This window comes from Nitrospira sp. ND1, from assembly GCF_900170025.1.
In the GTDB taxonomy this organism is placed as follows: domain Bacteria; phylum Nitrospirota; class Nitrospiria; order Nitrospirales; family Nitrospiraceae; genus Nitrospira_A.
On record NZ_FWEX01000006.1, the window covers coordinates 1708890 to 1732077 of the forward strand.

A 23188-nucleotide genomic window follows, 5' to 3' on the forward strand; every position below is an offset into this window, starting at 1 on the left:
TGCCAGACCGTGCTAGACTCTGGCCGCGTGGGCGATTAGCTCAGGGGGAGAGCGCTTCCTTCACACGGAAGAGGCCACTGGTTCGATACCAGTATCGCCCACCAATTTTTCAACGACTTCCGAGACAGTACTCTCCGACACACGCAGCACTGTGGTCATTTTTGTGTCACGGTGTGACCGTCGGTCCAGAATCTCCACTCCATCTCGCAGGCTTTCCGGGTAATGATGCGCATAGCGTTGCGTCATCATCGGAGACTTGTGCCCGAGGAGCCGTTGCACCTTGTAGAGATCCACTCCCGACTGGACCAGCCGCGTCGCAAAGGTGTGGCGGAGGTCATGGAAATGGCAGTTCACGATGCCAGCCTTTGCCATCGCAGGCCGTAATGCCCGTCGCAGATGGTTGGGATCTAACCGTGTACCGGCAAGACTTGGAAAGACCAGTGCGGTTTTGATGTGCCGCACTTTGGCCTTCTCCGTCAGAAGCGCCATCATAGTGTGATTCAATGGCACAGTCCGCCGCTCCCCGTTTTTGGACTCAAACACAGTCGCAGTTCTTCGGAACAGATCCACGCCAGTCCAGGTCAGTGACAGGATCTCACCCAGCCGCATCCCGCTATGGAGCGCGAACACCACGAGCTCGCGTAACCACGACGGACAGGCATCGAGCAATCGCGCCTCCTCGTCCTCCATCAGCCACCGGTCTCGTTTCGTCACGCCCTTTTCGAGAGACACGCGGCTGACCGGATTGTCTCGGCACCATTCCCATTCCCGCTTCGCCAGGTTGAAGGCCTTTCTCAAGCAGGTGAGCTCTCGATTGATCGAGGCAGGTTTCACCCCGGCAGCATACCGTCGGCTTTTATACTCCACGATCAGCTTGGGGGTAATCTCGCCGAGCGTCCGCTCTCCGAAGAAGGCACGGAAGCGCTTGACGAAGGCATGTCCGGTTTGTCGGCTGGCCAATTTCACGAGGTGCTCTCGCTCAAAGCGATCCATCAATTCCGCGAAGGTTCGAGACTGTTCCTCCGCCCGCTCAAAATACTGCCCTTCGATCAATTGCACCTTCACCTTCGCCATGATGGCGTCAGCCAAGGCTCGATTCGATGACCCTGTCGACCGGCGAATGCGTTGCCCCTGAAACACGATATTCATCCACCAAATATTCCCTCGCTTAACGAGCCCCATCGTTGTTCTCCTTTCCAAGAGGGCTCGCTGTTGGTCTGGTTTCCCCGTGGCGAGGAGTATAGACGGCGCGTTTGGCCGCTTCAATGAGGTGGTCTACGTCACCAGCTTTATGGCGCGGCGCGCGCGGAGGCCTGTGACGAGTGCCGGAAGAAAAGCCATTGAGCCAGGACTGAATGGCCTCAGGTTCAAAGCGAACGAGGCCATGAATGCGACGGCAAGGAATCTTGCTCTTGGAAACCCAGAGATAGAGTGTGGATTCTTTGATATTGAGCCAAGCCGAGAGCTCTTTGACGGTAAGCATGTGCAGATACACCGGGGGAGTCTGCCGACACCCCCAGTCCCCCTAACATGGGCTGCCCGCGTGGCCGCCGGCAGTCCGGTGAAACCGAGTGGGTTGCTTGAGCAAGCTCCGGTGTCGGTCCTTCCACCTGGAGATGCCCCTGACAATTTCGTTCAGTAGCCATTCTTCCCCTCCAGGGGTGGCACAAATGACCGCCAACATCGGCGTCAGGGTGTCACTCACCCATCGTTTCACGTTTTGCAGGGTCTGCACCTGCTTCTCCTGGGCCAATCGCCCCTTCTGAAATCCCTCCGTCAGGAGGGCGTACCACTCCAACACTGGAGCCCGGTACCGTTCTTCATCCTCGGCATCCTTCGGAATCTGCCGGAAATCCACATACGATCTCAGTAAGCCAACTACCAACTCCTTCCAATCGGCTTCATCTAAACTGGCTAATGCTCTCGCGCATTGTTCGGCGCGATCCTTCTTGAGTTCTAATTCCCACCGTGTCCCGTAGTCCTGCCAGTTCTCATGTCCTTTGCTCTGAAGTTCGAGCCGCTTGTCATAAATCCGCAAGAGGGTCTGACTCTGCGGACTCCCAAAGTACATCGTCTCGCCGGTCGTGGCCCCGCTCCCATGCGTCAGGTTGGAGACGATATGCCGGACCTGAGCCGCACGCGTCACACATTGACTTGCCGAGACGGCTTCGCGAATGGTCGAGACCGGCACCGTTCCTGCCCGATCATCGAGCGCACAGTCGATCCGCGTCACATGGCCCTGTTGAGCATGCACCCACTTGAGGAGGGTTCGGATCTGATCCAGTGTCAGGGCGGACGCCAGGCCGCCCGACAAATCCACATGGATTTCATTCGGACGACGAGGCGCATTCGTGCCCAGTTTTCCGACGCCGCGTAGCCCGTCTGCCCGCATCCAGGACAAGGGATAGCCTCGAAATCCACCTTTGGCCTTGCTCCAATCGCCACCGAGGACCTTCATGGTTTCTTGGGGATTGGTGGCCAGGACCGTAAAGGCGAGCCAATCAATGGTGAGGGTGAAGCTCGAATCCATAGAATCTATCGAACTCCTGTACGGAGCGCTGTGGGTAGCGCCCCCGTGTTACCAAGACGGGGGCCATTCCGCTCCGCCCCGCAGCCTATCGGCATGCGGCGCGGACCGGCTTCGCCTCCCGGTGACGGACGACCGTGTTGCTCTAAACAGGGCTCCATTCGGAGTGTCTTCTCGTCCTTGTGATCGTTCCGGTGCATGCTCAGACCTTATGCAAACGCCACCACGCAGTAAAGAACCCTCTAGAGGACAGGAGGGGTCACGAGGGGACAAATAGCGGACAGATTATCGAATGGCAGATGGGGGAAGGGAAGTAGGCATAAGCATGCTTATGTGCGCTTTGCTGCGCTGGTGGCGGCTGCAACGCATATGCCTTTGGATCGGCTATACGATAGGCGAAAGAAAATCGAACTGTCGCAAGGTGCGAAAAAAAAAGTTACAAAGAACAAGAGTCAGTCAAATTTGATTGGCGGATGTGAATGTCACGCTACCTATGTGCAGGTCAGCAATCGCGAAGAAAGAAATCCGTCGCTAGAGACTTGGGCTTTGGTGGCGGCATTGCAGAATAGTGCGTGATGAGCGAGCTTCCCCAGGGACAGTGTGGATGTGTCGCCCCGAGGCGGCGATTTACCAGGAAGTTGGGAAATTAGTCAACCGTACGGAATAACGCTGCTCCTCAATCATTCTGAACCAAGTTCGGAAAACCATCCATGAAGGTCTGCCCTAATATGGTTACTGCTGGCCTACGATCAGAAGGTGTCTGGATCTCAACTGCAGTCCACGCTTCACTCAAATCTCCCTGCATCTTCTTCTGAAGAATGACGACAAAGCGGCGTTTTGTCGTGGTGACGAAAATACCCACGGTGGGGGTCTTTTCATCGATTACGCGGAATTCAACCTTGCCTCCACCCTGGACGGCTGTACAGAATGCTCTACCTAGAGTCTTGGTTTCTTGTCGCCATGCGGCGACTGGTTCGTCCCGGAGGTGAAGCGGAAATTTTGCCTTACGTACCGTCTTTTCGCAGGCACTGTCGTACTCTCTCCATTTGATCTCTTCTGCAAGCTTTTCTGTGATCTCCTTTCTCCTGTCTCTGACATTTCGGTGCAAGTCTCTAGCGAGCCACTGGAGTTCCGAATATTCATTGGAATTGGTTTCCTCATGTTCTCCGAGTGGGAGTTCATTGGACAGACTTTGCAGAATGTCGAGGCCTTCCTGGCTTTCTGGCACTTTGTAAATCGCGTTCAACATCATGTCTAAAAATTTTTGACAGTCGTCAAGTTGTCGGGAAATCGGCACCTCTATTGGGTAGGTATCACGGTGAGTATTAACCATAGAAGCACTGTCACCTGTAGACCGGCTTTCCCCTTCATAATCCAGGGCGCCAGAAGCCTCGCCTACGGAAAAGGTATAGTGCGCATCGAAATACATGTTTGGCAGGTCGGGGGGGAATGGCGGTAAGGGCACTGCGTTCTGAACGGCTTGACGCGCAGCATGGTCGTATTGCTCATTCCCGGATGACTGCTCGACCGTCACGCTACTGATCCGCCCATCCCGTTCCAGGCGGAATCCCACCACAGCCGTCATACCTCTTCCGGATTTATCCACTGGTGGAGATGTCCAGAACCCGGCGATTCTAGCTTGCACACGCGCCAAATAAGGGTTGGACCCAGTCCCCCCTGCTACCCGCAGTCGAGCATCGGGTTTGGTGCGAGGAATGCTGGCGGCCACCGGGGGAGCGATCACGGCCGGCTGCGGCTCGCGAAACATCGGCTTTGCTTCCCGTATCGAGTCGGAAAATTTCCCTCGCGGAGTCGTATGCGACAAGAGCTTACAGGGCTTGTTTACCTCTGGCTGGTAAGCGTTGGACGAGGGTATCTCTGCGGCAATGGCCGATTGAGAGGTATTCCATATCTCTCCAACTAATGAGAAAGCGGATCCAAAGAGAAGGGTTACAATAATGAACAGCACCCGGTAGGTCAGATGACTAGTGGAGTCGATCTCTCCCATCTTCACACCCCTCTGCCTTTTCTTTCTGAGTACACACCTTCGCCTTTTGAGCTAATGGCTCCATCTTGCCAGACAACATATCGGCAATTTTCATTCGCTGATATTTCGTAAAGTCAGATTTGTAGTCAGTCACTTTATAGTCATCATAGTTGTAATAGACGGCAAAGGTGAATGATTCATATCCCCTCTCGCCCACCTTGGCATGTAGAAGCGCCCGACATTTGTAGTCAGGGATATTCTTACTAACATCCTCTGGGTAAGTGACCCTCGTCTGAATCAGTGGCGTCGTTTCTTCCGGCCATCCGTTCTTGACTAACTCCTTGAGTGTGATCTTTTGTAGATCGCTCCTAGCTGCGGCGTTCCCACAGCTATATCCATCAAACACCGGCCCGAGAAGGGAACATCCAATAATCTGAGTGGCGACAATCAAACTGGCGACGATTAAAAATATACATTGGGTCATTCCTTTTCCCCCAACCTTTTCACCAAGCCAACCCCAAAATCGCTTCACGCCCATTGGGGATGGCATAGTAGCCTCTTTGCGATCAGTTGGGAAGTAAGTGGGGGTCGCTATAGCCGGTGTCGGATTGTTCAATTTTCGTCACTCGCATTGGAAGAAATGGATGGTACCCCTTGGCGAGACCTGCGCTCCTGAATAAAGCCCTCTACAGACATCGCCCCTATTGGCGGAGATGTGTATTCTCAGGAAGTAGATTTCCATTTCCGCAAGCCAAGATGTGTCATCTGAATGACTAGGTGGGGGAAGACCTTATATTCAAAGACGCGGGACAGCCGTAGACGAAAAGTTGCCTGATCCATTTATACAACTGCGCCGATTCGGCTGAATGTCGCCTTGCAACTCTGTTTGACTTGACCCAACACAGATAAAGGGGGCCATTATGGAGCACGTATACGAGGACTTAGTTTGTTGGAGAATCACCCGCGATCCACTCATTTTTGCGAGCCGTCAGTATAACATCGGGGGGAATCACAGCTGCCCCGATATGGTTGCGCTGAATCTGAGAAACAAAGAGGTTTGGATTGTCGAGGTGTCTACCAACTCGGTTCCCAAAGACTTGGCCTGCCGTATTAATGATCGGGATGAGCACTGGATCGTTAAGCTAAAGGAGATGTTAATTCAGGGCAACTCGCTTGTTGATGAATCTTGGCGGTTCATTGTGAAGGCATTTATAAGGCGGGATGTCGCAACAGGATTCAAAAGGATGCTGGGTGGCACCATACCCCCCAATGTTGAGATTAATATAATCGAAGACCTGGGTTTTTTATGGAGCGAAGATTGGTGGAAATGGGACAAGCAAGGATCTTGAATTTGGAAAGCAGGACACTATCGCAAAGCGCGTGATGTCATGGGCGCGCTAATCATAGTCATAGCGAACCTCAAGTTGCATTTCGGATGAAGGATAGGAACCGAAGTGGTCTCTTACGCAGGACATCAACTATCCAGAGTGACCACTTCCCTCTCCTGACTACTTGGTTTGTGCTCCATGCCGCTGATTAGGCTATGTAATGTCATCCCCCCCGCCGGACACGTTTTCTGGAACCTTCATGCTGTGCTTTGCCCATCGCGATTAGTCCGACCAAACCGCGATACCCATAAATGCCCGCCCGGATCAGGTTATGGCGTATGTTGCTTCGTGCCATGAAGTGGCTTGGGGATCAATCAGCTGCGTGTGAGCAGGCGGGCAAACTCGGCGGCTGAAATGACCGGAACGCCGCTGTACTCTGAAGCAACGAAATCCTTGTCGCCGGTGACAAAATAGTGAGGCTGAGGGTGGGTCGCCAGCAGGTCTAGAAACAGCCGATCCCGTTCATCACGAATCGGAGCGGTGCTTGTCGCCGGGACTACCAGGTCGGCTTGCACTCTCAACTCAGCCAGCCAGTTCATCGGCGCGATGGCGGCATGCATAAAGTAACGTTGGAGGGTAGGACGGCGGAGGACTGCGATCAGTTCTGCCAAAGTGGCCTCACTCATGACAGCCACGATCTGTCCAGATCGAATAGCATTTAGGATGAGGGCGGGGGCACTGGTACGGGACATCAACCCCGACACCAGGATATTGGTGTCAAGAACGACGCGCACGCTGCGCTCGCACTGCCGCGACTTCAGCCGCGATTTGCTCCGCTGTGAGAGGGCCCAACTCTTGGACGGCACGGCGCAGTTTTCGAACCATCTGCCCAAATCGTTGGCGACTGGCCTGGCGTTCCGGAGATTCCAAAATGACCATGTTTGCGCCCCGTCGAATCGATACGGGCTTGCCCCATCCCTTGACCCAGGAGGAGGGAATCACCACGCCTTCTTTAGTGTACTTCACGGCTTTCATCGGCAACGCATCCAGTGTATCCGCAGGCAGTATACCATGGTACTGCGGCTCCGTAGTCAACGGTCGGCGATTTTGCGAGCCGCTCGACCGTCGTTCATGACTGCATGTTCAGACTGCCCGATTTCGACCATCCCCTGCTGGTTCACGATCCTGTAATCCGAGGCCAGTTCACTGTGGTCATTTTTGTGTCAGAAATTATCTAAAACCTTAAAATCTCCTGTACACAGTAGAAGCGATAGAAAGCTCGTAACCACCTGACATGTAACGCTTTTGTGGGGAAACCATTGCAACAGCGAACAATTCAAAAATCTAGCTTTTCCCCTTCACACGGAAGAGGCCACTGGTTCGATACCAGTATCGCCCACCATTCATATCCCGACCGACCCAACACCACTACGATCCTGCAACAGCTCAATTTATCTGGACATCCTACGACAGCCAGCTGCCCGCGCCCTCAACTGGACAGAATCAAGCGCCTGCGCTAGACTTTTCTCACAAGGAACAGACTTCGTCCTTACGAATGTTCCGACAGAAGAAAGAGAGGCATGGTATGCGCGGGACTGTAGCAACGATCATATTGGGACTGGTTCTGACCACGGGCTGCTCGACCACCAATCAGGTGGCGACACAAGACCAGAACTATAATGCGCCGCTCAGTATTTATAGTGCGATGGACAGCACCTCACTGGTCTATTCCGATCCCATGGCCGCCTCGCAAGCCAACGACCACCCTTATCGATGGGCTGCGTTCATCCTTCATCCAGTCGGCCACCTCGTTGACTACACCGTAAACCGCCCCCTCTACGCCATTGCCAAACACGCACCCTATCTCTTCGGTTATACGTCCGAAGATTCCATGATCGACTCCCAGCGACGGTAACCCTGCTCGAAACCTTGCCGGCCGGGACCTCTCCCGGCGGTGAGGTGAGCATTCCTCGCCCGCCTCTTGCCAGTCGCATCTCGCTTGCCGTTCAGGTATGCTCGCCACTTCGATCGTGCGCCACGTTGAACCGAGGCATCGAATCCGGCCATGTATCGCCGCCTCTCACTGCTGCCGTTCTTGTTCGCTGTCTGCGCCCTGTGGGCAGGATGCGAAACTCCGCCACCGGCCCGGCCCCCGCTTCCTCCCTCTGAGAGTGACCTTGACCTCCTGGGCCCCACAAAACTCTGCGATTCCCGCCAGACATTCCTAGCGGCACATCCTGAAGTCATCCCCCACACCCACGCCTGGGGCAGCGGGCAGGAACTCCAAATCCCGTCTGAGCAAAGCCGCTCCAAGAGCGACGAGTCATATTTTTTCGACGAAGACGGAACGTTGGTCGGTATGCTGTTCGTGTTTCGTTCCGGACTCGATCTCGCCCCCTACAAAACACTCCGCTATACCCTCTCCCGGCTGAAACCCAGCCTGGAGTTCTATTTGACCGTGGCCCAATTGGCCGATCGTCAGAACATGGAAGGCAGCACCATCTATGACACCGGCGACGAAAAGACGACCACCCGATACCTCGTGCTGGGCGATCGCGGTAACCAACGCCTGCTCGAAGCCTCCTTTACGGTCGATCCCTACGTGAAGCTTTTTTCTCCCTATCGCAAGGGGTTCCTTGACCGCCTCCGCGATACCGCTCAACACACCGGCGGCCAGCACCTCGACACCCAGGGGTCTGAGGACAAGGAACCCTTCGCATCGCTGCAACAGTTCGCCCGCGGCCAAACCGCGCAACTGGCCTATTGCGGCACGAAAAACCAGGTCATCGCCCTCGACGCCTACCAGAAAGCCAGCGCCTCAGGATTCACCGGTACAGTCTGGCAAGCGGAGCTTCACCACCGATTGGGCGTCTCCTGGGAAGCGGCAGGCAACCTGGAGAAGGCTAAAAGCGAACTCCTCGCATCCTTAGCCCTACGCCCCAATTCCCCGGAAGTCGTCAACAACCTTGGTGCCGTGTACTGGAAACTGGGCGAGAAGAAAAATGCCCTGGCCTCCTTCGAAAAAGCCATATTGATGCGCCCTAACTACGCCATTGCCCGCTTCAACGTGGCCGAGGCCATCGCAGATGACAACCCGAGGCGAGCTATTACGGAATACGAAACGTACCTGGCCCTCGTCGAAGGCATCCTCGAAGAAACGGACCGTGCCGCGCTCGCACAAAAACGCGTGCAAGCACTCAAGCATCAGTAGCGTCTATTTGGGTTGCTGCGTGGCCACTCGCCCGGCATAGAGCCGAACGTGAGAAACGTGGGGACAGATCAGCGGGGGGACTTTTCGGCTTCTTCCTGACTGGTCTTACACTCAATGCATAACGTGGTCACAGGGCGGGCTTTCAGACGCTTGTAGGGAATATCGCCTTCACAGCCCTCGCATATGCCGTAGGTTTGCGTGGCAAATCGCCCCAGCGCCTCATCGATTTTCTTGAGCAGTTTTCGCTCTCGCTCCCGAATACGAAACGAGAAATGCTGGTCGGCCTCAGCGGAAGCCTGATCACTCACATCGGGGAATACTTCCAAACCGGTCGGATTCGTCAACACCACGCCGGCTTCAGCCAAAATCGCCGCACGCTGGCCTTCAAGGTCCGCCAGGATATCGGGATACTTGACCCCGTTTGCCTTGGGTGGCTTTCGCCGAGCTACCGTGGTTTTTTTCGCGGGAGTCTTCATCGAATACTCGGAATCGAGATGCCGGTATTGTCTTCAGACCGTATACAGAAATTTGACTATAGCAGCCGGAAATCAAAGGGGTCAATCGGTTCTTCGAGGCTTCGCCGAGGCATCACCATGCCCGAGCCGGAAAATCCCGGTCAGAGATCCCTCCGGCCCTCGATCGACTTGACGAGGGTCACTTCGTCCGCATACTCGATGTCCATCCCGACAGGAATGCCATAGGCGATGCGGGTCACCCGAACATGATGCGGCTTCAAGAGCCGGGTCAAGTAGATAGCGGTCGCTTCACCCTCGATCGTGGGATTCGTTGCCACGATGACCTCTTCCACTCCGCCCGCTTTCACTCGATCCAGCAACTCCTCGGCACGAATGTCCGATGGTCCGACGCCATCCAACGGAGACAACACTCCGAGCAGGACGTGATACAGGCCTCGATAGCCCCCGGCCCGTTCGATGGCGTACAACGTGCTGGGCTCTTCAATGACGAGGATCTTGCTGCGATCCCGCTTGGGATCCCGGCAGAACTCACAGAGTTCCCCCTCGGCAATATTCCGGCATTGTCGGCAGAACGACAGTCCGTCCTTCATCGCCTGAATCGCCTCGGCGAGGCGCATCGCATCTTCCCGTTCAGCCTTGAGCAGATGAAAGGCCAGCCGTTGCGCGCTTTTCTGACCGATCCCGGGCAGACGCACCAACTCCCGCACTAACTTCGCCAACAGACCCTGCTGATCAACACTCATAACGCATCATCACATCCGGGAAGCACGCCGCCGCCATCAAAACAAACCGGGAATCTTCATCCCGCCCGTCACAGCCTTCATTTCTTCCGCCATCATTTCACGGGATTTTTTCAGCGCATCGTTGCCGGCCGCCACGACCAAATCCTGCAGCATTTCGACATCGCCGGCCTTCACGACCTCTGGGTCGATCTTCACACTCAGCAGGTCCATGGCCCCGTTGACCGTTACCGTCACAATCCCGCCACCCGCAGTCCCGGAAACGGTCTTGGTCGCGGCCTGCTCCTGCACCTTGGCCATCTGTTCCTGCATGGCCTGGGCTTGCTTCAAGATGTTGGACATATTCCCGAATGGACTCTTCATTCCTGTACCTCCTGCGCCGGAGCCGTCGTGCGAACTTCCGCCAGCTCTCCGCCGAACATCTCCAGGGCTTGTTTAACAAGGGGATGCGCCTTCGCCTGTTGCGTCAAGATCAGGCGTTGCTCCTGCTCCTTCGCAACCCGGATCTGTTTCATCGTAGGGGCGGCCCCTGGATCCTGCTCCGCCACCTCGACGATTCGAATTCGTACGGCACACCCGTAGAGACTTTCTCCCAACGCCGCCAAGGCTTGTAGGTTGTCTTCCTTCTCCAACATCGACCGCGCGGTCGTGGCCTGCTTGGCAAACCCCAACGTGATCAACCCACCCTCGATCTTGACCAGACGACCCATTTCAAGGAAGGGCGCGATATTGGGATGATTCGTAGAGACCGCCTCTTGGAACTGCTCCCAATTCACTTCGACCGCGGCAGCCGACGCCTCGGCCGCAGAGGTGGCCTTGGGTTCCTGCTGAACCGGCGCAGCGGAAGCCGGAGGAACCACAGGAGCCGAAGGGGCAACAGCAGGCGTGCGAGCAGGTGGAGCCGCCACTTCGCGCGGCGGTGCGACAGAGGGGGCCTTGGGGGTACCCCCACCAGCAGCTGACGTCTTTGCGACGTTGTCCTGGCTGACTTTCACACCAGTAGTTTTGACCACAGGCGCAGGAGACGGTGTCGCCTTATCCTGAGTTTGCGCAGGCGTCTGTGTCACGACCCGGCGGTCGGCTGCCGGCTTCTCAGGCTGAACCGCGAGGCGGCTGGATGCCGGTTGGACTTCAGCGGTTCGCAATAGCCGGGTGGCACGAACCGCCGCCGTTTCGAGCACAAACCGCGGATGGGCACTGACTCGCAAACTGTCTTCCGCAGCGGCATACATTCGAAACAATTCCTGTAATTGCTCGACGGTGAACCGCTCGGCGTCACGAGCCAGCTGCGTCAAATCTTCTTCTGTCGCTTCGATCAGACTCCGCAACTCAGGCCCTGACGGCACCACCGCCGCCACCAGCATATTCCGCACATATTCCACCAGATCGGCGCAGTAAGCGCGCACGTCATGTCCTTGATCCAACAACGCCGCGATGACCTGCAACGCCTTGGCACTGTCCTGTTGGATCACCGCTTCGACCATGGCCCGTATACGTTCCTGCGGAACCGCGCCCAGCAACGCTTCGAGATCTTCGTGACGAATCGTGTTGCCACCGAACGCAATAATCTGATCCAGCAAGCTGAGCCCGTCACGCATGCTGCCTTCGCTGGCCCGCGCCAGAGCCATCAGGCTGCGGTCTTCGATGGTCAACCCGTCTTGATCGGCGACATGCCGCAACCGCTGCACAATCTCGGCTTTGGAGATCCGGCGAAAATTGTAGTGCTGACAGCGTGACAGGATCGTCGCGGGAATCTTATGAATTTCTGTCGTTGCGAAGATGAACACCACATGGGAGGGGGGCTCTTCAAGCGTTTTCAGCAGAGCGTTGAACGCCGAATTGGAGAGCATGTGCACTTCGTCGATAATATAGACCCGATACTGCCCACGAAACGGCGTAAACTTGACGTTCTCGCGAATCTCGCGAACGTCGTCCACGCTGGTGTTCGAGGCCCCGTCGATCTCGACCACGTCCACCGACGTGCCCTGCGTAATCTCCTGGCAATTCGCACAAGTATTACACGGCGTTCCCGTCGGCCCCTGCTCGCAATTCAGCGCTTTGGCCAAAATCCTGGCAACCGTCGTTTTCCCCACGCCGCGGGTACCGGAGAAGAGAAACGCATGGGCAATCCGCTTCGTCGCGATCGAGTTCATCAACGTCTGCACGACGTGGGACTGCCCGATGACATCATCAAACGTCCCCGGCCGGTATTTTCTTGCGGAAACTTGGTAGTCCATGTTGCGTCGATCGTGTCGGGGCGGTGGTGCTCGTCAGTGCTGGCGGCGCCTGACGCGCCGCGCGAGATGTCATCGAAGAAGTGGGGCCAGGTGATCCTGCGGCACACAGAACGAACCGCTTACCGTTGCTTCCTTCCGGACCTGGCGGGGTTCACAGGGTTCTGTTGCACAGGGCCCGGCCCCGTTACAGTTACGATATCTATCCTAATCCCCTCGATTCGCGAGGCGATGGTCGAGCAAACGTTGATGGCGAAGAGGGTGGGCATTCGAAGTCGCGCTCACGCGTTCCCACTGAGGGGGCCCGCCCCCTCGTGTCTCCCCACGCAGGGGAGCCTCTCCCCCGCGATCCCCCTCGTTCGAATCCCACCGCGTCCGTTCGCGATGGCAATTCCAACGCACACGCCTTCTCAACCTTGCAGGGCTCTATTCGATGGCGGAGAGGGTGGGATTCGAACCCACGGTCCCGTTGCCGAGACGCATGCTTTCCAAGCATGTCGATTCGTCCACTCTCGCACCTCTCCGCGATCGGACGACTTCAAGGGGACGCATCTTATCACGCAGGTTTTGGTGCGGCAAGGTAAGCCGGAGCCTGCAAACATGACACTGCGATGGTGAAGGGAAGTCCGACCTCGATCGGGAGCCCCCCGAGGACCCCGTGGCGACTGCCCCCGGGATGCCACCATTGACCACTCCTGCGCGCATTCCTATACTGCGGGACTATTTCAGCGGAGGTACGTGATGAAAATCCTGGTCGGGATCGGTGTCGTGATCCTGCTGCTCATCGTCCTGATCGTCGCGTTACCATTCCTCATCGATCTGAACAAGTATCAAGACCGGTACCGCCCCTTAATCGAAGAGGCCCTCAACCGGAAGGTCGAACTCCGGGACATTCGGTTGACCATCTGGCCACGCATCGGCGCAAGGGTCGGCAGCTTCGTCGTGCAGGACGACCCGGCCTTTCGCACAGGCCCCTTCGCATCACTCTCTTCACTGGATGTCGGCGTCAAGCTGCTGCCGCTGCTCAAGGGCAAAGTCGACGTCGAGGAGATCGCCCTGCGCGACCCGGTCATCACGGTCCTGAAAAATGTCCAGGGCCAACTCAATATCTCGACCCTCGGTGCCAAAACACCGGCTCCGCCGGCCCCCGCGAAGCCTGAGGCCCCCGCGCAGGCGCCCGGGAGTCCCCTCCAAATCCTGGCGCTCTTTGCGGTGGACCGGGTCTCGATCGACGGGGGAAAACTGTCGTATCGTGACGAGTCTACCCCGAAACCGACCGAGTACACCGTTAATAATCTTGAGTTTCTGCTCACCTCGGTCCACCTCGACGAAAGCCCCACCGTACATCTGGGTGCGACGGTGCAGCCCTACAACTTGCCGGTCCGGCTCGATGGCACCTTCGGTCCACTCGTTGAAACCCTGGACGTGAAGTCGTTCACGTTCAACCTCGCACTAGGGAAAGTGGCCGTCGGGCTCAAGGGACGCGCGGTCGGAGGGAACCTGGACGCCACCGTCAATGCGCTGCAGATCGACACGGCGGATCTCCCCATCGCACTGCCGCTGACGAAACCGGTACAGCTCAAGGATGTGCATCTCACCCTCCATGCCCTGTACCCGATTCCGCCCGACACCCCGCCCGCCAATCAGGTCGATCTGACCGATCTGGGATTGACCCTGGTCATGGGCGGATCGGCGATCAACGTCAAAGGCACGGCCACCAAAGGCTTGGCTAATCTGACGGCGGCATCCGCCAGTATAAACTCCGCGGATCTTCCGGTTGCCATCCCCCTCACGAAGCCGGTCGAATTCAAAGACCTTCATGTGAACCTCCGGGCCAAATATCCGCCTAAGGAGGGAGCCGCGCCGCTCGAACTTGCCGAGATTCCGACCCTTGGCCTCACCGTCGCCATGGGGAGCTCACGTATCGAAGTCAAAGGATCGGTGCTTGGCGGATTGGCGAAAATCACCGCCAACTCAAAACTCATCAACACGACTGACCTACCAATCGCGCTGACACTGAAGAAGCCGGTGGAGGTCAAAGACCTGCAGGCCGCAGCCGAAATGAAGGGACAGGAAGCACGCCTCACCAACGCCTCGCTCCAACTGTTCGGCGGATTCGTCCGCACGCAGGGGACGCTCGGCCTGGGAACCGCAGCGCCCCCCTTCAACAGCACGGTCTCGATTCAAGGCCTCCAGCTCGGACCGGCCCTTCAGGCCGTCGGCACCGACCAGGTGTCCATGAGCGGGACAGCCAGCGCCGAGCTGGCAGTCAGCGGACGCGGATTGACCCATCCGGACCTCGTCAAGGCCCTCGCGGGTACCGGCCGTGTGGCAGTGAGAGAGGGAAAAATCGAGGGGATCAATCTGTTGCAGCAGGCCTCGATGTTGCTCAAAGTGGTCGGCGTTTCCTTAGACAACGTCAAAGCCACCGCATTTTCCGCCATCGAAAGCGACTTTGCGATCAAACAAGGGCTGATCGTCGTCCAACGGCTTCTCATCGACAGCCATGATTTTCAGGCCACCGGCGGCGGGACGATCGGCCTCGATCAGTCGCTCGACATGAAACTGAATCTGAATCTGTCCCAGGCCTTGAGCCAGAAGATTGCGGCCGGCTCTCCCATTGCCAGAGTCGCACTGACCGGCGGGCGTCTCTCGCTGCCGCTGCTCATTACCGGCAGCACGCAGGCCCCTTCCTATGGGCTCGACACAAAAATGTTTGCAGGAAAAGTCAAAGAGCAGGTGAAGGAAAAGGTCAAAGGCGCCGTGGGAGACCTCTTGAAAGGTTCCGCGAAACCGGACGATCTCAAACAGCAAGGCAAGGACCTCTTGAAGGGGCTCTTCGGGCGGTAACAGTTGCGGGGAGGACGCATGTCGTTGGCCAATCTGGTCACTCAATACATCGTGCAATACGGCTTTCGAATCATGGGGGCGATCCTGGTCGTCGTGGCCGCCCTGTTCGTCGCCAAATCGGTGGGGCGGCTCTTCGAACGCTGGCTGAACGAGCAGGACCTGGAGCCACCACTCCGTCTGCTGCTGCTGCGTCTGGTGAAGGCCCTCGTGGTGATCCTCGGGCTTCTCATCGCGCTGGATCAACTCGGCCTACAAATCGCGCCGCTGGTCGCCGGGCTCGGCGTGGCCGGCTTGGGGATGGGCCTTGCCCTGCAGGGCGTCTTGAGCAATGTCGTGGCCGGCCTCTCGATCATCTTCACCAAACCCTACCGGGTCGGCGAACATGTGTCGCTCTTAGGTGTGCACGGGGATGTCGCAAAAATCGATATCTTCACGACGACGCTCATGCATCCGGATCACTCCCGGATCGTGATCCCCAATCGCAAAGTCGTCGGAGAGATTCTGCACAACTTCGGCACGATTCGGCAGCTGGATCTCTCCATCGGGGTGTCCTACCAGACCGATATCGACACCACACTACGCGTGCTGCGCGACCTCGTCACCCGACACCCCAAAGTACTTCAGGACCCGGCCCCGATGATCGGGATTGCCGGCTTCGCCGATTCCTCCATTACCCTGTCCATTCGGCCCTGGGTCCAGGTCGCGGCCGTAGGAACGGCTCACAGCGAACTCAACCAGGCAATCATTCAACGATTACAAGCTGATGGGGTGGACATCCCCTTCCCTCAGCGTGAGGTACGACTACTTAATCCATCCTAAGGCCAGAGCCGCTGATCACCCTGCAGGCTGCCCATCCACGCCGCCGGCACCCGGCCTGACTTGTTGACCCCGGCGCAACATGCTAGTCTAGGCCCCTTTCGTGATAGAACGAGCGACCAAGGAGACCCCATCATGAGCAGGCAGACGGACCTCGATCGCCCCCGACGCTCAGAACGAACCTCGGGCAGCAGTCTCGCCGACACAGAAACGGAATCCGTGCTGACCGAGGAGCATGCAGCCGGCACCAACCTCGACAAGATCCGCGACATTCTGTTCGGCGCCCAGGTACGTGATCATGAGCGCCGGTTCGCCAAACTCGAAGCTCAGCTGCTGGCAGAAGCAGCCCAATTGCGCAACGACCTCAAGGAACGATTCGCCTCGCTGGAGCAATACATTCGAAAAGAAGTGGACACGGTGACGGGCCGCCTGACTGCCGAAGAACAGGACCGCACCGACGCGGTCGGACGCCTGACCACGGAACTGCAGACGCTGGCCGGCGTGCTCCAGCAGACGGCGACTCAGCTGCGGGAGCAGAGCGAGCAGGCGCATCACGATTTGCGCACCCAGCTCCAGAATCAGGCAACATCCCTCTCCGGTGATTTCACCCAGCAACACGCCGCCTTATCGGCCACCCTCGACGATGCGGTCCGCCAACTCTCACACCAAAAGACCGACCGCGCGTCCCTTGCGACGTTGTTCCAGGAGCTCTCACAGAGGCTCTCGCATGACCAGCCTCCGCAGCAGGCCTAACTCCACGCCGATTCGTCAACGGCTCCGGTCTGCCCTTCAGACCGCGCATACGGCTGTTTCCCCGACAACGATGTGTCACGTAGAATACCCTCCTTCTTTCATGCCATGGAGACGGGATGGCGCACGCACCTAAAACCGGCACGCCGGCAGTCGAACGCGACTATGCCGAATTGCGCAGCCTCCTCCTGGCGCCCGAGCAATCGCGTCTGGAGCAACTGCAGGAGCAGGTCGAACATCTCGACCTCAATGCCCATAATCTGAATCGTGTGCTTCCCGAGGCGATCGCGCTTCGTGGGGAGGCCGACCACCGGCTGACCCATGCACTCACCCCTCACGTCTCCGAAGCGCTGGGGGTCTCCGTGCGCAAACAGCCCCACATGATCGTCGATGCGATTGCCCCGATCATGATGCCGGCGATCCGCCAGGCCATCGCCAATGCCTTGCGCAGCATGGTGCAATCGCTCAACCAAACCATTGAACACAGCCTCTCGATCCGAAGCATGCAGTGGCGGCTGGAGGCCTTGCGTACCGGCAAACCGTTCGCCGAAATCGTCCTGCTCCATACCCTCTGTTATCGAGTCGAGCAGGTCTTTCTCATTCACGCACAGACCGGCCTGCTGCTCGCGCACGCAGCCGGCGACGCGGTCGCCGTGCAGGATCAGACCCTGGTCTCGGGCATGTTGTCGGCGATTCGGAGCTTCGTCCAGGATTCGTTCGGCGCAACGCCCGATCAGGCGTTGAACACCTTGCAAGTCGGTGATCTGACCGTCTGGATCGAACAGGGCCCCTCGGCAATCCTCGCGGCCGTCATACGTGGCACGCCACCGGAGACGTTTCACGTTCACCTCCAAGACACGCTCGATCGCATTCACGCCGAACATTCCGATGCGCTGACGCGCTTCATTGGTGATGCGGCACCCTTTACCGGGACCACACCGCTCCTGGAAGAGTGCCTACGGGCCCAGTTTGAAACGCGCCGGCGTGCCATCGCGCCCATCACGTGGATCCTCCTGGCGACGATCGTCCTGGCAGCAATCTGGTGGGGAGTGTCGGCCTTTCAAGACCGCCAACACTGGCAGGCCTATCTGGACCGGCTGGCCTCGGAACCGGGCCTCGTCGTCACCTCCACGCATTCAGCAGGCAATCGGTATGTGCTCACCGGGCTGCGCGACCCGTTGGCCGCTGATCCGGACGTGTTATTGCAGGGCAGTGGGGTGGCCGCCGATCGAGTCGAAGCGAAATGGAGCCCCTACTACGCCCTCGACGCCGCGTTCACCCTGAAACGAGCCGGAATCGTCCTGTCACCCCCAGACACAGTTCGCTTGACCCTCGAAGGACCGCGCCTCACGGCCACCGGCACAGCCAGCGCAGAGTGGATCCGGCAGAGCCGACCGCTGGCGCGCCTGCTCCCCGGTATCACCGAATATGACGACCGCCGCCTCGTCGCTCAATCGCTTGAGGCACTGGTCCAACGGATGGCAGGGGTCTGGATTCTGTTCCAACAGGGAACGGCGACGATCCAATCACCGGAACAACTTCAGGGGGTGCGTCGCATATCAGAGCTCCTGCATCAGCTGGACGATACGGCGCATCTCTCCGGCGCAACGGTGATACTAGAGATCACCGGCCAAACCGACGTCGTGGGCCGGTCAAGTCGGAACCAACGGCTGAGCGAGGATCGCGCTCGGTCGGTGCTCGATGCCCTTCATCCCGCCACCTTTTCCGCGATCACGTTTCACGCTCGCGGGATCGGCCCGGCACCTGAATCGTCACCCTCCCTGGGTGCCGCCACGCTGCCGCAGGACCGACGAGTGTCTTTTCAGGCCACTGTTCACCCCGCTTCATGAAGACGCCTCTGACATGATCGAAAAAAAAATCTGCATGCTGGGCGCCTTTGCCGTGGGAAAAACCAGTCTGGTGCGCCGCTTCGTCACCAGCTGTTTCTCCGAACAGTATCAAACGACTATCGGAGTGACCGTCGACAAGAAAACCATGTCGATGGACGGCCAGCCCGTGACGTTGGTGCTCTGGGATCTCTACGGAGAAGACGAATTCCAAAAATTGCGCCGCTCGTATCTGCGCGGATCGTCTGCGTACCTGGTAGTCCTGGACGGAATGCGGCGGGCCACGCTGGACATCGCGTTGCACATTCAACTGACCGCGGCGGACACACTCGGCACGGTTCCGTTTGTGGTCCTCATCAATAAACTCGACCGCCAGACGGATTGGGAAGTGACCGACCAAGACCTCGCGCAGTTAGCCCAACGGGGTTGGACGGTGCTCCTGACCAGTGCCAAGACAGGGCAGGGTGTCGAAGAGGCCTTCACAGTTCTCGCCCGCGCCATGCTCGCCACATCAGAACAAACACCTCCCGCGGGAACAACCGATGGCGCATAACACCCACCCGTCTGCACCGGACCTACTCTGCACGGATCTGTTGCAACGGCTCCAATTTGCCATCCTCGAACACGTAACCGGTACAGAGTTCCGCATCATCGGGCACCCGCCGGCCTGGCTATTCACCCTCTACCCCGATGCCCGACACAATCGGCAACTGTCCGTCGATGCTCGCACACCGGTGCTTCAGAATTTCCTGGCCGATGCAGCCGATGCATGGCAGACAGACGGCGACGACATCGCGCACTCTGGGTTTTGGAGCGAGCAGACCGCGGCCGAGGAGCCCTGGCACTTTCATGCCATGGCGCTGCGACACGGTCCCAGCCGTCTCTTGCTGATCCAACAAAGCACAGCAGCCTATGACCAACAGGCCACTCTCCTCCAGCGGGCCCGCGACCAGGTACTTCAGCAGCACGAACACAATCGTGGACACCAACGCACCCAGCACGAGCTCACCACGAAACTGGTGGATATGGAGCGGTCGCGGGACGACGTCGCCGTCATTTTGCAGCAGCTCGGACTGGCCACCCTGCTCATCGACCAACAGGGACAGGTTCGGTTTCTCAGTGCCTCCGCAGCTCGCCTGCTGGACACGCCCGCAACCGGCGGGCCGAACGGCCTGCTGTGGGAGACACTGCTCCCGCTGACGAAACCGGACCGGCTGGCCCTGCAATCGATGTTGCAGCAACCCGCACCCCGGCGCGAACGAGTGCAGTGCCATGTCGAAACCCAGGCCGGGCGGCACCTCTGGCTGGAGATAGAACTGCAAGACGATCCACGGGACACCGGAACCAAGATCATATTTCTCCACGACATGACCGACGTCCACCACTTGCGGCGCCTGCTGGAGTTGAAAGCGCACTATCATGATTTAGTCGGCAAGAGCCGAGGGATGACGCAGATCTACGAACAGATTCAGGATCTGGCCCGTGTCGACTCCACGGTCCTGATTGAAGGTGAGACCGGCACGGGGAAAGAACTGGTGGCCCGCGCGTTACATCAGGCGAGCGTACGGCATAAAGGCCCCTTCATTGCAGCCAACTGCGCCGGGCTCACGGATTCGCTGCTGGGCAGCCAACTCTTCGGCCACAAGAAAGGCGCCTTCACCGGAGCCATCGACGACCAGCAGGGGCTCTTCGAGGCCGCGCAGGGCGGAGTCTTGTTCCTCGACGAGATCGGCGATATCCCCCACAACGTCCAAACCAACCTGCTTCGCGTACTGCAGGAGAAGGAAGTCACTCGGCTCGGTGAAACCAGACCGCGAAAAGTGAACGTGCGCGTGGTGACCGCCACCCACCACAATTTGAGCCAGGACGTGGCGAAAGGAATCTTTCGCGCCGACCTTCTCTACCGGATTCGAGTCTCACGAATCCAGCTTCCGCCGCTGAGGGAGCGAAAGGAAGATATTCCCCTCCTCGTCGCCTCCTTCCTCACCGAGGGGCGGGCCAGCATGGGGAAAGTCATCCATCGCGCCAGCCCAGCGGCGATGGCGGCCCTGATGGAGTACCATTGGCCCGGCAATGTGCGGGAACTCAAGAGCACGATCGAGTGCGCAATGATTCATTGCAAGGGCGACATGCTCGAAGCCACAGATCTTCCTCCCGAACTTCGTCAGGGGCCGATGGACTCTCCGTCCGCAGTGGTTGTCACCGGAGACGAGCGCAGTCGTTTCGTGGCCGCCCTCGGACAAGCCCGTGGCAACCGAACGAAGGCCGCGCGCCTCCTGGGAATGAGCCGCGCCACGTTTTACCGCCGGCTGAGTGAACTCGATCTCCCAACCAGCTAACCTGTCCCGCAGCCACTCGCCCCCACTCACTGTCTCGATATGTCTCGTGCGACACAGCGCGAGACAACGGCGTTCGTCTCATCAGCGCATAATCATGGCAGATTCTTAAGGCTCCTGAGCCGAGACCCCAGATTTCATCGTCGCGCGGCAAAACACACAGCTTATGGCATAGAGCTTGATAGGAGAGTACCCGCGAAAACCACTGCGTGCAAAACCCTGAAGACGGGCGTCGCAGCAGAAGTATCGAAGCGATCGCAAGGAGAACCGATGGACAAGCTCATACCCTACTCACAACCACGGCCGGATGCGCCGACGGCAAGAGAGCGCGAAATACTCACTCACATTTGGGCCGGCCTGACGAGTCAGGAAATTGCGACGCGGCTACAGATCGCCCCCAAAACCGTGGAATCACACCGTGCCAATCTCTTGAGAAAATTCCGCGCGACGAACTCGGCACAACTGCTTCGCCTGGCACTGATTGAGGGTATACTCCACATGCCGTCATCGACTAGCACCGGCCCATCCCAGACCGCGGCGGACGCGCAGAGCACCACAGCGGTACGGAAGCTGACGAACCTCAAATGACGCTCTCAGCTCCCACACGTATGACTGGCGCACCGGTGCGCATGTGCACAGTGACCGCACCGGAAGTCTCAGACTTACAAGCCTGTCGCATAGTGATCCACTCCTCCGCGCCATCGGCCCTGCTGGGTCCATGCGCTCACCAGACGGCATGACACTCCGCTGTCTACGTATACTCAACAGGACGAGCCATTCATGCCCGTGGAAAGGCCGTCCTGCGCTAGGCCCACAATTCAAGCCGAACAGCGACACGACGGATTTCTCGCGCCAAAATGTTGATCTCCTACGCAGAATCAATTATACATCGCGAACATTTCTCACCGATCAGGCAACCGACACACTGTTGCCGTTCGCAAGCCCCAGGAGGAGGACCTAAACGATGCGACGACTTGGAACCCTCTGTTTTGCGCTACTTGTCATGGCGCTCGCCGCCTCAATCGCGCGAGCAGAAGCCCCGGCACCGGCCGATGCGACGCCCGCGCTCGATGCCGTCACGCTCAAGGACGGCACGGTGATCTATGGGCAGGTCCTTGGCATGATCGCGGACGAACTGCACATCAAAACCAGTTTCGGGCCGACCGCCGGTGACGATATCATCAAGATCATGTGGCCGAACGTCGCCAAGCTCGTGGTCAATCGTCCCGTCCCCTTCAGCCTCAAAGAAGGCACGACGGTAGTGGGTACGGCACAACCAGGCGAGCCCGGCACCATGATCCTGAAAGCCGCCCCCACAGGGACACCGATGGCCATTCCACTCGATGCGGTCATCGGCATGAACCAGCCTGCCGTGATCTATACCGGCGCACTCCAGGCCGGATTTTCACAAACGACCGGCAACAGCCACCTACGAAATGGCAGCTTGCTCGGGGAACTGTCGGCTCGCAGTGAATCACTGCGCCTGACGATCCTCGGACGGTACATCTACGGCGATAACGCCCAGAACCTGATCGTACGGAACAGCCGCGGCACCATCAAGCTTGACTTCTTCCTCTCGAAACGTTTGTATTGGTTCGCGTCGGCGTATTTCGAACAAGATACCTTCCAAGACTTGAAGTTGCGCACCGCCCTCGCTACCGGTCCGGGCTATCAACTCCTCGACCGCGGCGACCTGACAGGCTTCTTCAAGGATATGACCCTCTGGGCGGAAGCGGGCGCCGCCTACTTCAACGAAGATTTTAAGCTCGCCGACGATAAATCCAGCACTCGAGGTCGATGGGCCGTGAAATGGAATTGGCCGCTCTGGGGCGGCGACCAGGTCAGCCTGTACCACTTCCAGGAAGGATTCCAATCGCTCGCCAACGCAAAAGATCTGTACCTGACGGCCGACACCGGCCTGCGATTTAAAGTGTGGGGCGGGCTCGTGAGCGGCTTTCAGTGGACCATGCGGTACAACAAAAACCCGCCGCCGGGCGTTTCGGATACGGACAACCTCTACCTGATCACGCTGGGATACAGCTTCGACACCAGCCGGAAACAGTAAGGGCCGAAACGGGCTCGGCAC

General features: G+C 58.2%; 23 protein-coding genes, 2 tRNA genes and 1 other RNA gene. 13 read left to right on the forward strand and 13 right to left on the reverse strand.

Annotation, left to right across the window (positions count from 1 at the left end):
- The first annotated feature begins 29 nt into the window (after positions 1 to 29).
- Positions 30 to 104 (forward strand) — tRNA-Val (locus tag NSND_RS12695).
- On the opposite strand, the gene NSND_RS22170 is transcribed toward NSND_RS12695, so the two are convergent.
- From NSND_RS22170 to NSND_RS12710, 3 genes are read right to left on the reverse strand one after another with little or no spacing between them, the layout of a single operon-like run.
- Positions 61 to 1182, reverse strand: coding sequence for a tyrosine-type recombinase/integrase (locus tag NSND_RS22170; protein ID WP_080880877.1), 1122 nt, complete (start codon positions 1180 to 1182; stop codon positions 61 to 63). The genes NSND_RS12695 and NSND_RS22170 overlap by 44 nt on opposite strands.
- Positions 1169 to 1483, reverse strand: coding sequence for a helix-turn-helix domain-containing protein (locus NSND_RS12705; RefSeq protein WP_235000241.1), 315 nt, complete (start codon positions 1481 to 1483; stop codon positions 1169 to 1171). Before NSND_RS12705 ends, NSND_RS22170 begins: the two co-directional genes overlap by 14 nt.
- A 42-nt stretch (positions 1484 to 1525) precedes the next feature.
- Positions 1526 to 2530, reverse strand: coding sequence for a replication initiation factor domain-containing protein (locus NSND_RS12710; protein ID WP_080879357.1), 1005 nt, complete (start codon positions 2528 to 2530; stop codon positions 1526 to 1528).
- Between the two features lie 330 nt (positions 2531 to 2860).
- Between NSND_RS12710 and NSND_RS21015 the strand changes: the two genes are divergently transcribed.
- On the forward strand, positions 2861 to 3103 hold the full coding sequence (locus NSND_RS21015; protein ID WP_143833541.1) for a hypothetical protein: 243 nt from the start codon (positions 2861 to 2863) through the stop codon (positions 3101 to 3103).
- Positions 3104 to 3203: 100 nt separating this feature from the next.
- Here the strand turns inward: NSND_RS21015 and NSND_RS12715 are convergent, their stop codons facing one another.
- On the reverse strand, positions 3204 to 4535 hold the full coding sequence (locus NSND_RS12715; RefSeq protein WP_080879358.1) for an energy transducer TonB: 1332 nt from the start codon (positions 4533 to 4535) through the stop codon (positions 3204 to 3206).
- Positions 4513 to 5064: a hypothetical protein gene (locus tag NSND_RS12720; protein WP_080879359.1), complete on the reverse strand. Its 552-nt coding sequence runs from the start codon at positions 5062 to 5064 to the stop codon at positions 4513 to 4515. The genes NSND_RS12715 and NSND_RS12720 overlap by 23 nt, the downstream gene beginning before the upstream one ends.
- A gap of 370 nt (positions 5065 to 5434) precedes the next feature.
- Between NSND_RS12720 and NSND_RS12725 the strand changes: the two genes are divergently transcribed.
- The gene (locus NSND_RS12725; RefSeq protein ID WP_080879360.1) at positions 5435 to 5863 is read left to right on the forward strand and encodes a hypothetical protein; all 429 of its coding nucleotides are present in this window, start codon (positions 5435 to 5437) and stop codon (positions 5861 to 5863) included.
- Between the two features lie 353 nt (positions 5864 to 6216).
- Here the strand turns inward: NSND_RS12725 and NSND_RS12730 are convergent, their stop codons facing one another.
- Positions 6217 to 6594, reverse strand: a complete 378-nt coding sequence (locus NSND_RS12730) for a putative toxin-antitoxin system toxin component, PIN family (protein WP_235000342.1) — start codon at positions 6592 to 6594, stop codon at positions 6217 to 6219.
- Between the two features lie 25 nt (positions 6595 to 6619).
- Positions 6620 to 6877, reverse strand: coding sequence for a hypothetical protein (locus tag NSND_RS12735; protein WP_080879362.1), 258 nt, complete (start codon positions 6875 to 6877; stop codon positions 6620 to 6622).
- Positions 6878 to 7427: 550 nt separating this feature from the next.
- On the opposite strand from NSND_RS12735, the gene NSND_RS12740 reads away from it, so the two are divergent.
- On the forward strand, positions 7428 to 7757 hold the full coding sequence (locus tag NSND_RS12740) for a hypothetical protein (protein WP_080879363.1): 330 nt from the start codon (positions 7428 to 7430) through the stop codon (positions 7755 to 7757).
- Positions 7758 to 7907: 150 nt separating this feature from the next.
- Positions 7908 to 9053, forward strand: coding sequence for a tetratricopeptide repeat protein (locus tag NSND_RS12745; protein ID WP_080879364.1), 1146 nt, complete (start codon positions 7908 to 7910; stop codon positions 9051 to 9053).
- 68 nt (positions 9054 to 9121) lie between these two features.
- Here NSND_RS12745 and NSND_RS12750 read toward each other — a convergent pair whose 3' ends face one another.
- From NSND_RS12750 to NSND_RS12775, 6 genes are all read right to left on the reverse strand, one after another.
- Entirely contained in the window at positions 9122 to 9529 is a 408-nt protein-coding gene (locus tag NSND_RS12750; protein WP_080879365.1) for a TraR/DksA family transcriptional regulator, read from the reverse strand.
- A 140-nt stretch (positions 9530 to 9669) separates the two neighbouring features.
- Complete coding sequence (recR, locus tag NSND_RS12755) at positions 9670 to 10272, reverse strand: recombination mediator RecR (protein ID WP_080879366.1); 603 nt, start codon at positions 10270 to 10272, stop codon at positions 9670 to 9672.
- Between the two features lie 36 nt (positions 10273 to 10308).
- Positions 10309 to 10632, reverse strand: a complete 324-nt coding sequence (locus NSND_RS12760; protein ID WP_013246886.1) for a YbaB/EbfC family nucleoid-associated protein — start codon at positions 10630 to 10632, stop codon at positions 10309 to 10311.
- Positions 10629 to 12506: a DNA polymerase III subunit gamma/tau gene (dnaX, locus tag NSND_RS12765; protein WP_080879367.1), complete on the reverse strand. Its 1878-nt coding sequence runs from the start codon at positions 12504 to 12506 to the stop codon at positions 10629 to 10631. Before dnaX ends, NSND_RS12760 begins: the two co-directional genes overlap by 4 nt.
- A gap of 81 nt (positions 12507 to 12587) precedes the next feature.
- Positions 12588 to 12687, reverse strand: an RNA gene (ffs, locus tag NSND_RS12770) — signal recognition particle sRNA small type.
- A gap of 250 nt (positions 12688 to 12937) precedes the next feature.
- Positions 12938 to 13027: transfer RNA gene (locus NSND_RS12775), tRNA-Ser, on the reverse strand.
- Positions 13028 to 13244: 217 nt separating this feature from the next.
- Here NSND_RS12775 and NSND_RS12780 point away from each other — a divergent pair.
- The 8 genes from NSND_RS12780 to NSND_RS12815 all read left to right on the forward strand — a co-directional run bounded on the left by NSND_RS12780 (position 13245) and on the right by NSND_RS12815 (position 23167).
- Complete coding sequence (locus NSND_RS12780) at positions 13245 to 15353, forward strand: AsmA family protein (protein WP_080879368.1); 2109 nt, start codon at positions 13245 to 13247, stop codon at positions 15351 to 15353.
- A gap of 18 nt (positions 15354 to 15371) precedes the next feature.
- Positions 15372 to 16172 (forward strand): mechanosensitive ion channel family protein, encoded by an 801-nt coding sequence (locus NSND_RS12785; RefSeq protein ID WP_080879369.1) that lies wholly within the window; start codon positions 15372 to 15374, stop codon positions 16170 to 16172.
- Between the two features lie 132 nt (positions 16173 to 16304).
- Positions 16305 to 16922 (forward strand): hypothetical protein, encoded by a 618-nt coding sequence (locus NSND_RS12790; RefSeq protein WP_080879370.1) that lies wholly within the window; start codon positions 16305 to 16307, stop codon positions 16920 to 16922.
- A 116-nt stretch (positions 16923 to 17038) separates the two neighbouring features.
- Positions 17039 to 18769 (forward strand): OmpA family protein, encoded by a 1731-nt coding sequence (locus NSND_RS12795; protein WP_080879371.1) that lies wholly within the window; start codon positions 17039 to 17041, stop codon positions 18767 to 18769.
- A gap of 13 nt (positions 18770 to 18782) precedes the next feature.
- Positions 18783 to 19319 (forward strand): Rab family GTPase, encoded by a 537-nt coding sequence (locus NSND_RS12800; protein WP_080879372.1) that lies wholly within the window; start codon positions 18783 to 18785, stop codon positions 19317 to 19319.
- Positions 19309 to 21105 (forward strand): sigma-54 interaction domain-containing protein, encoded by a 1797-nt coding sequence (locus NSND_RS12805; protein WP_080879373.1) that lies wholly within the window; start codon positions 19309 to 19311, stop codon positions 21103 to 21105. The genes NSND_RS12800 and NSND_RS12805 overlap by 11 nt, the downstream gene beginning before the upstream one ends.
- Positions 21106 to 21372: 267 nt before the next feature.
- Entirely contained in the window at positions 21373 to 21690 is a 318-nt protein-coding gene (locus NSND_RS21295; RefSeq protein ID WP_159450772.1) for a response regulator transcription factor, read from the forward strand.
- A gap of 376 nt (positions 21691 to 22066) precedes the next feature.
- On the forward strand, positions 22067 to 23167 hold the full coding sequence (locus NSND_RS12815; RefSeq protein WP_080879375.1) for a DUF481 domain-containing protein: 1101 nt from the start codon (positions 22067 to 22069) through the stop codon (positions 23165 to 23167).
- Positions 23168 to 23188 lie beyond the last annotated feature (21 nt).

Bases quoted from the DNA above. Each gene is read 5' to 3' on its own strand.
- NSND_RS22170 (WP_080880877.1), bottom strand. From the start codon at position 1,182: ATGGGGCTCGTTAAGCGAGGGAATATTTGGTGGATGAATATCGTGTTT.
- NSND_RS12705 (WP_235000241.1), bottom strand. From the start codon at position 1,483: ATGCTTACCGTCAAAGAGCTCTCGGCTTGGCTCAATATCAAAGAATCC.
- NSND_RS12710 (WP_080879357.1), bottom strand. From the start codon at position 2,530: ATGGATTCGAGCTTCACCCTCACCATTGATTGGCTCGCCTTTACGGTC.
- NSND_RS12715 (WP_080879358.1), bottom strand. From the start codon at position 4,535: ATGGGAGAGATCGACTCCACTAGTCATCTGACCTACCGGGTGCTGTTC.
- NSND_RS12720 (WP_080879359.1), bottom strand. From the start codon at position 5,064: ATGCCATCCCCAATGGGCGTGAAGCGATTTTGGGGTTGGCTTGGTGAA.
- NSND_RS12725 (WP_080879360.1), top strand. From the start codon at position 5,435: ATGGAGCACGTATACGAGGACTTAGTTTGTTGGAGAATCACCCGCGAT.
- NSND_RS12730 (WP_235000342.1), bottom strand. From the start codon at position 6,594: ATGTCCCGTACCAGTGCCCCCGCCCTCATCCTAAATGCTATTCGATCT.
- NSND_RS12735 (WP_080879362.1), bottom strand. From the start codon at position 6,877: ATGAAAGCCGTGAAGTACACTAAAGAAGGCGTGGTGATTCCCTCCTCC.
- NSND_RS12740 (WP_080879363.1), top strand. From the start codon at position 7,428: ATGCGCGGGACTGTAGCAACGATCATATTGGGACTGGTTCTGACCACG.
- NSND_RS12745 (WP_080879364.1), top strand. From the start codon at position 7,908: ATGTATCGCCGCCTCTCACTGCTGCCGTTCTTGTTCGCTGTCTGCGCC.
- NSND_RS12750 (WP_080879365.1), bottom strand. From the start codon at position 9,529: ATGAAGACTCCCGCGAAAAAAACCACGGTAGCTCGGCGAAAGCCACCC.
- recR (WP_080879366.1), bottom strand. From the start codon at position 10,272: ATGAGTGTTGATCAGCAGGGTCTGTTGGCGAAGTTAGTGCGGGAGTTG.
- NSND_RS12760 (WP_013246886.1), bottom strand. From the start codon at position 10,632: ATGAAGAGTCCATTCGGGAATATGTCCAACATCTTGAAGCAAGCCCAG.
- dnaX (WP_080879367.1), bottom strand. From the start codon at position 12,506: ATGGACTACCAAGTTTCCGCAAGAAAATACCGGCCGGGGACGTTTGAT.
- NSND_RS12780 (WP_080879368.1), top strand. From the start codon at position 13,245: ATGAAAATCCTGGTCGGGATCGGTGTCGTGATCCTGCTGCTCATCGTC.
- NSND_RS12785 (WP_080879369.1), top strand. From the start codon at position 15,372: ATGTCGTTGGCCAATCTGGTCACTCAATACATCGTGCAATACGGCTTT.
- NSND_RS12790 (WP_080879370.1), top strand. From the start codon at position 16,305: ATGAGCAGGCAGACGGACCTCGATCGCCCCCGACGCTCAGAACGAACC.
- NSND_RS12795 (WP_080879371.1), top strand. From the start codon at position 17,039: ATGGCGCACGCACCTAAAACCGGCACGCCGGCAGTCGAACGCGACTAT.
- NSND_RS12800 (WP_080879372.1), top strand. From the start codon at position 18,783: ATGATCGAAAAAAAAATCTGCATGCTGGGCGCCTTTGCCGTGGGAAAA.
- NSND_RS12805 (WP_080879373.1), top strand. From the start codon at position 19,309: ATGGCGCATAACACCCACCCGTCTGCACCGGACCTACTCTGCACGGAT.
- NSND_RS21295 (WP_159450772.1), top strand. From the start codon at position 21,373: ATGGACAAGCTCATACCCTACTCACAACCACGGCCGGATGCGCCGACG.
- NSND_RS12815 (WP_080879375.1), top strand. From the start codon at position 22,067: ATGCGACGACTTGGAACCCTCTGTTTTGCGCTACTTGTCATGGCGCTC.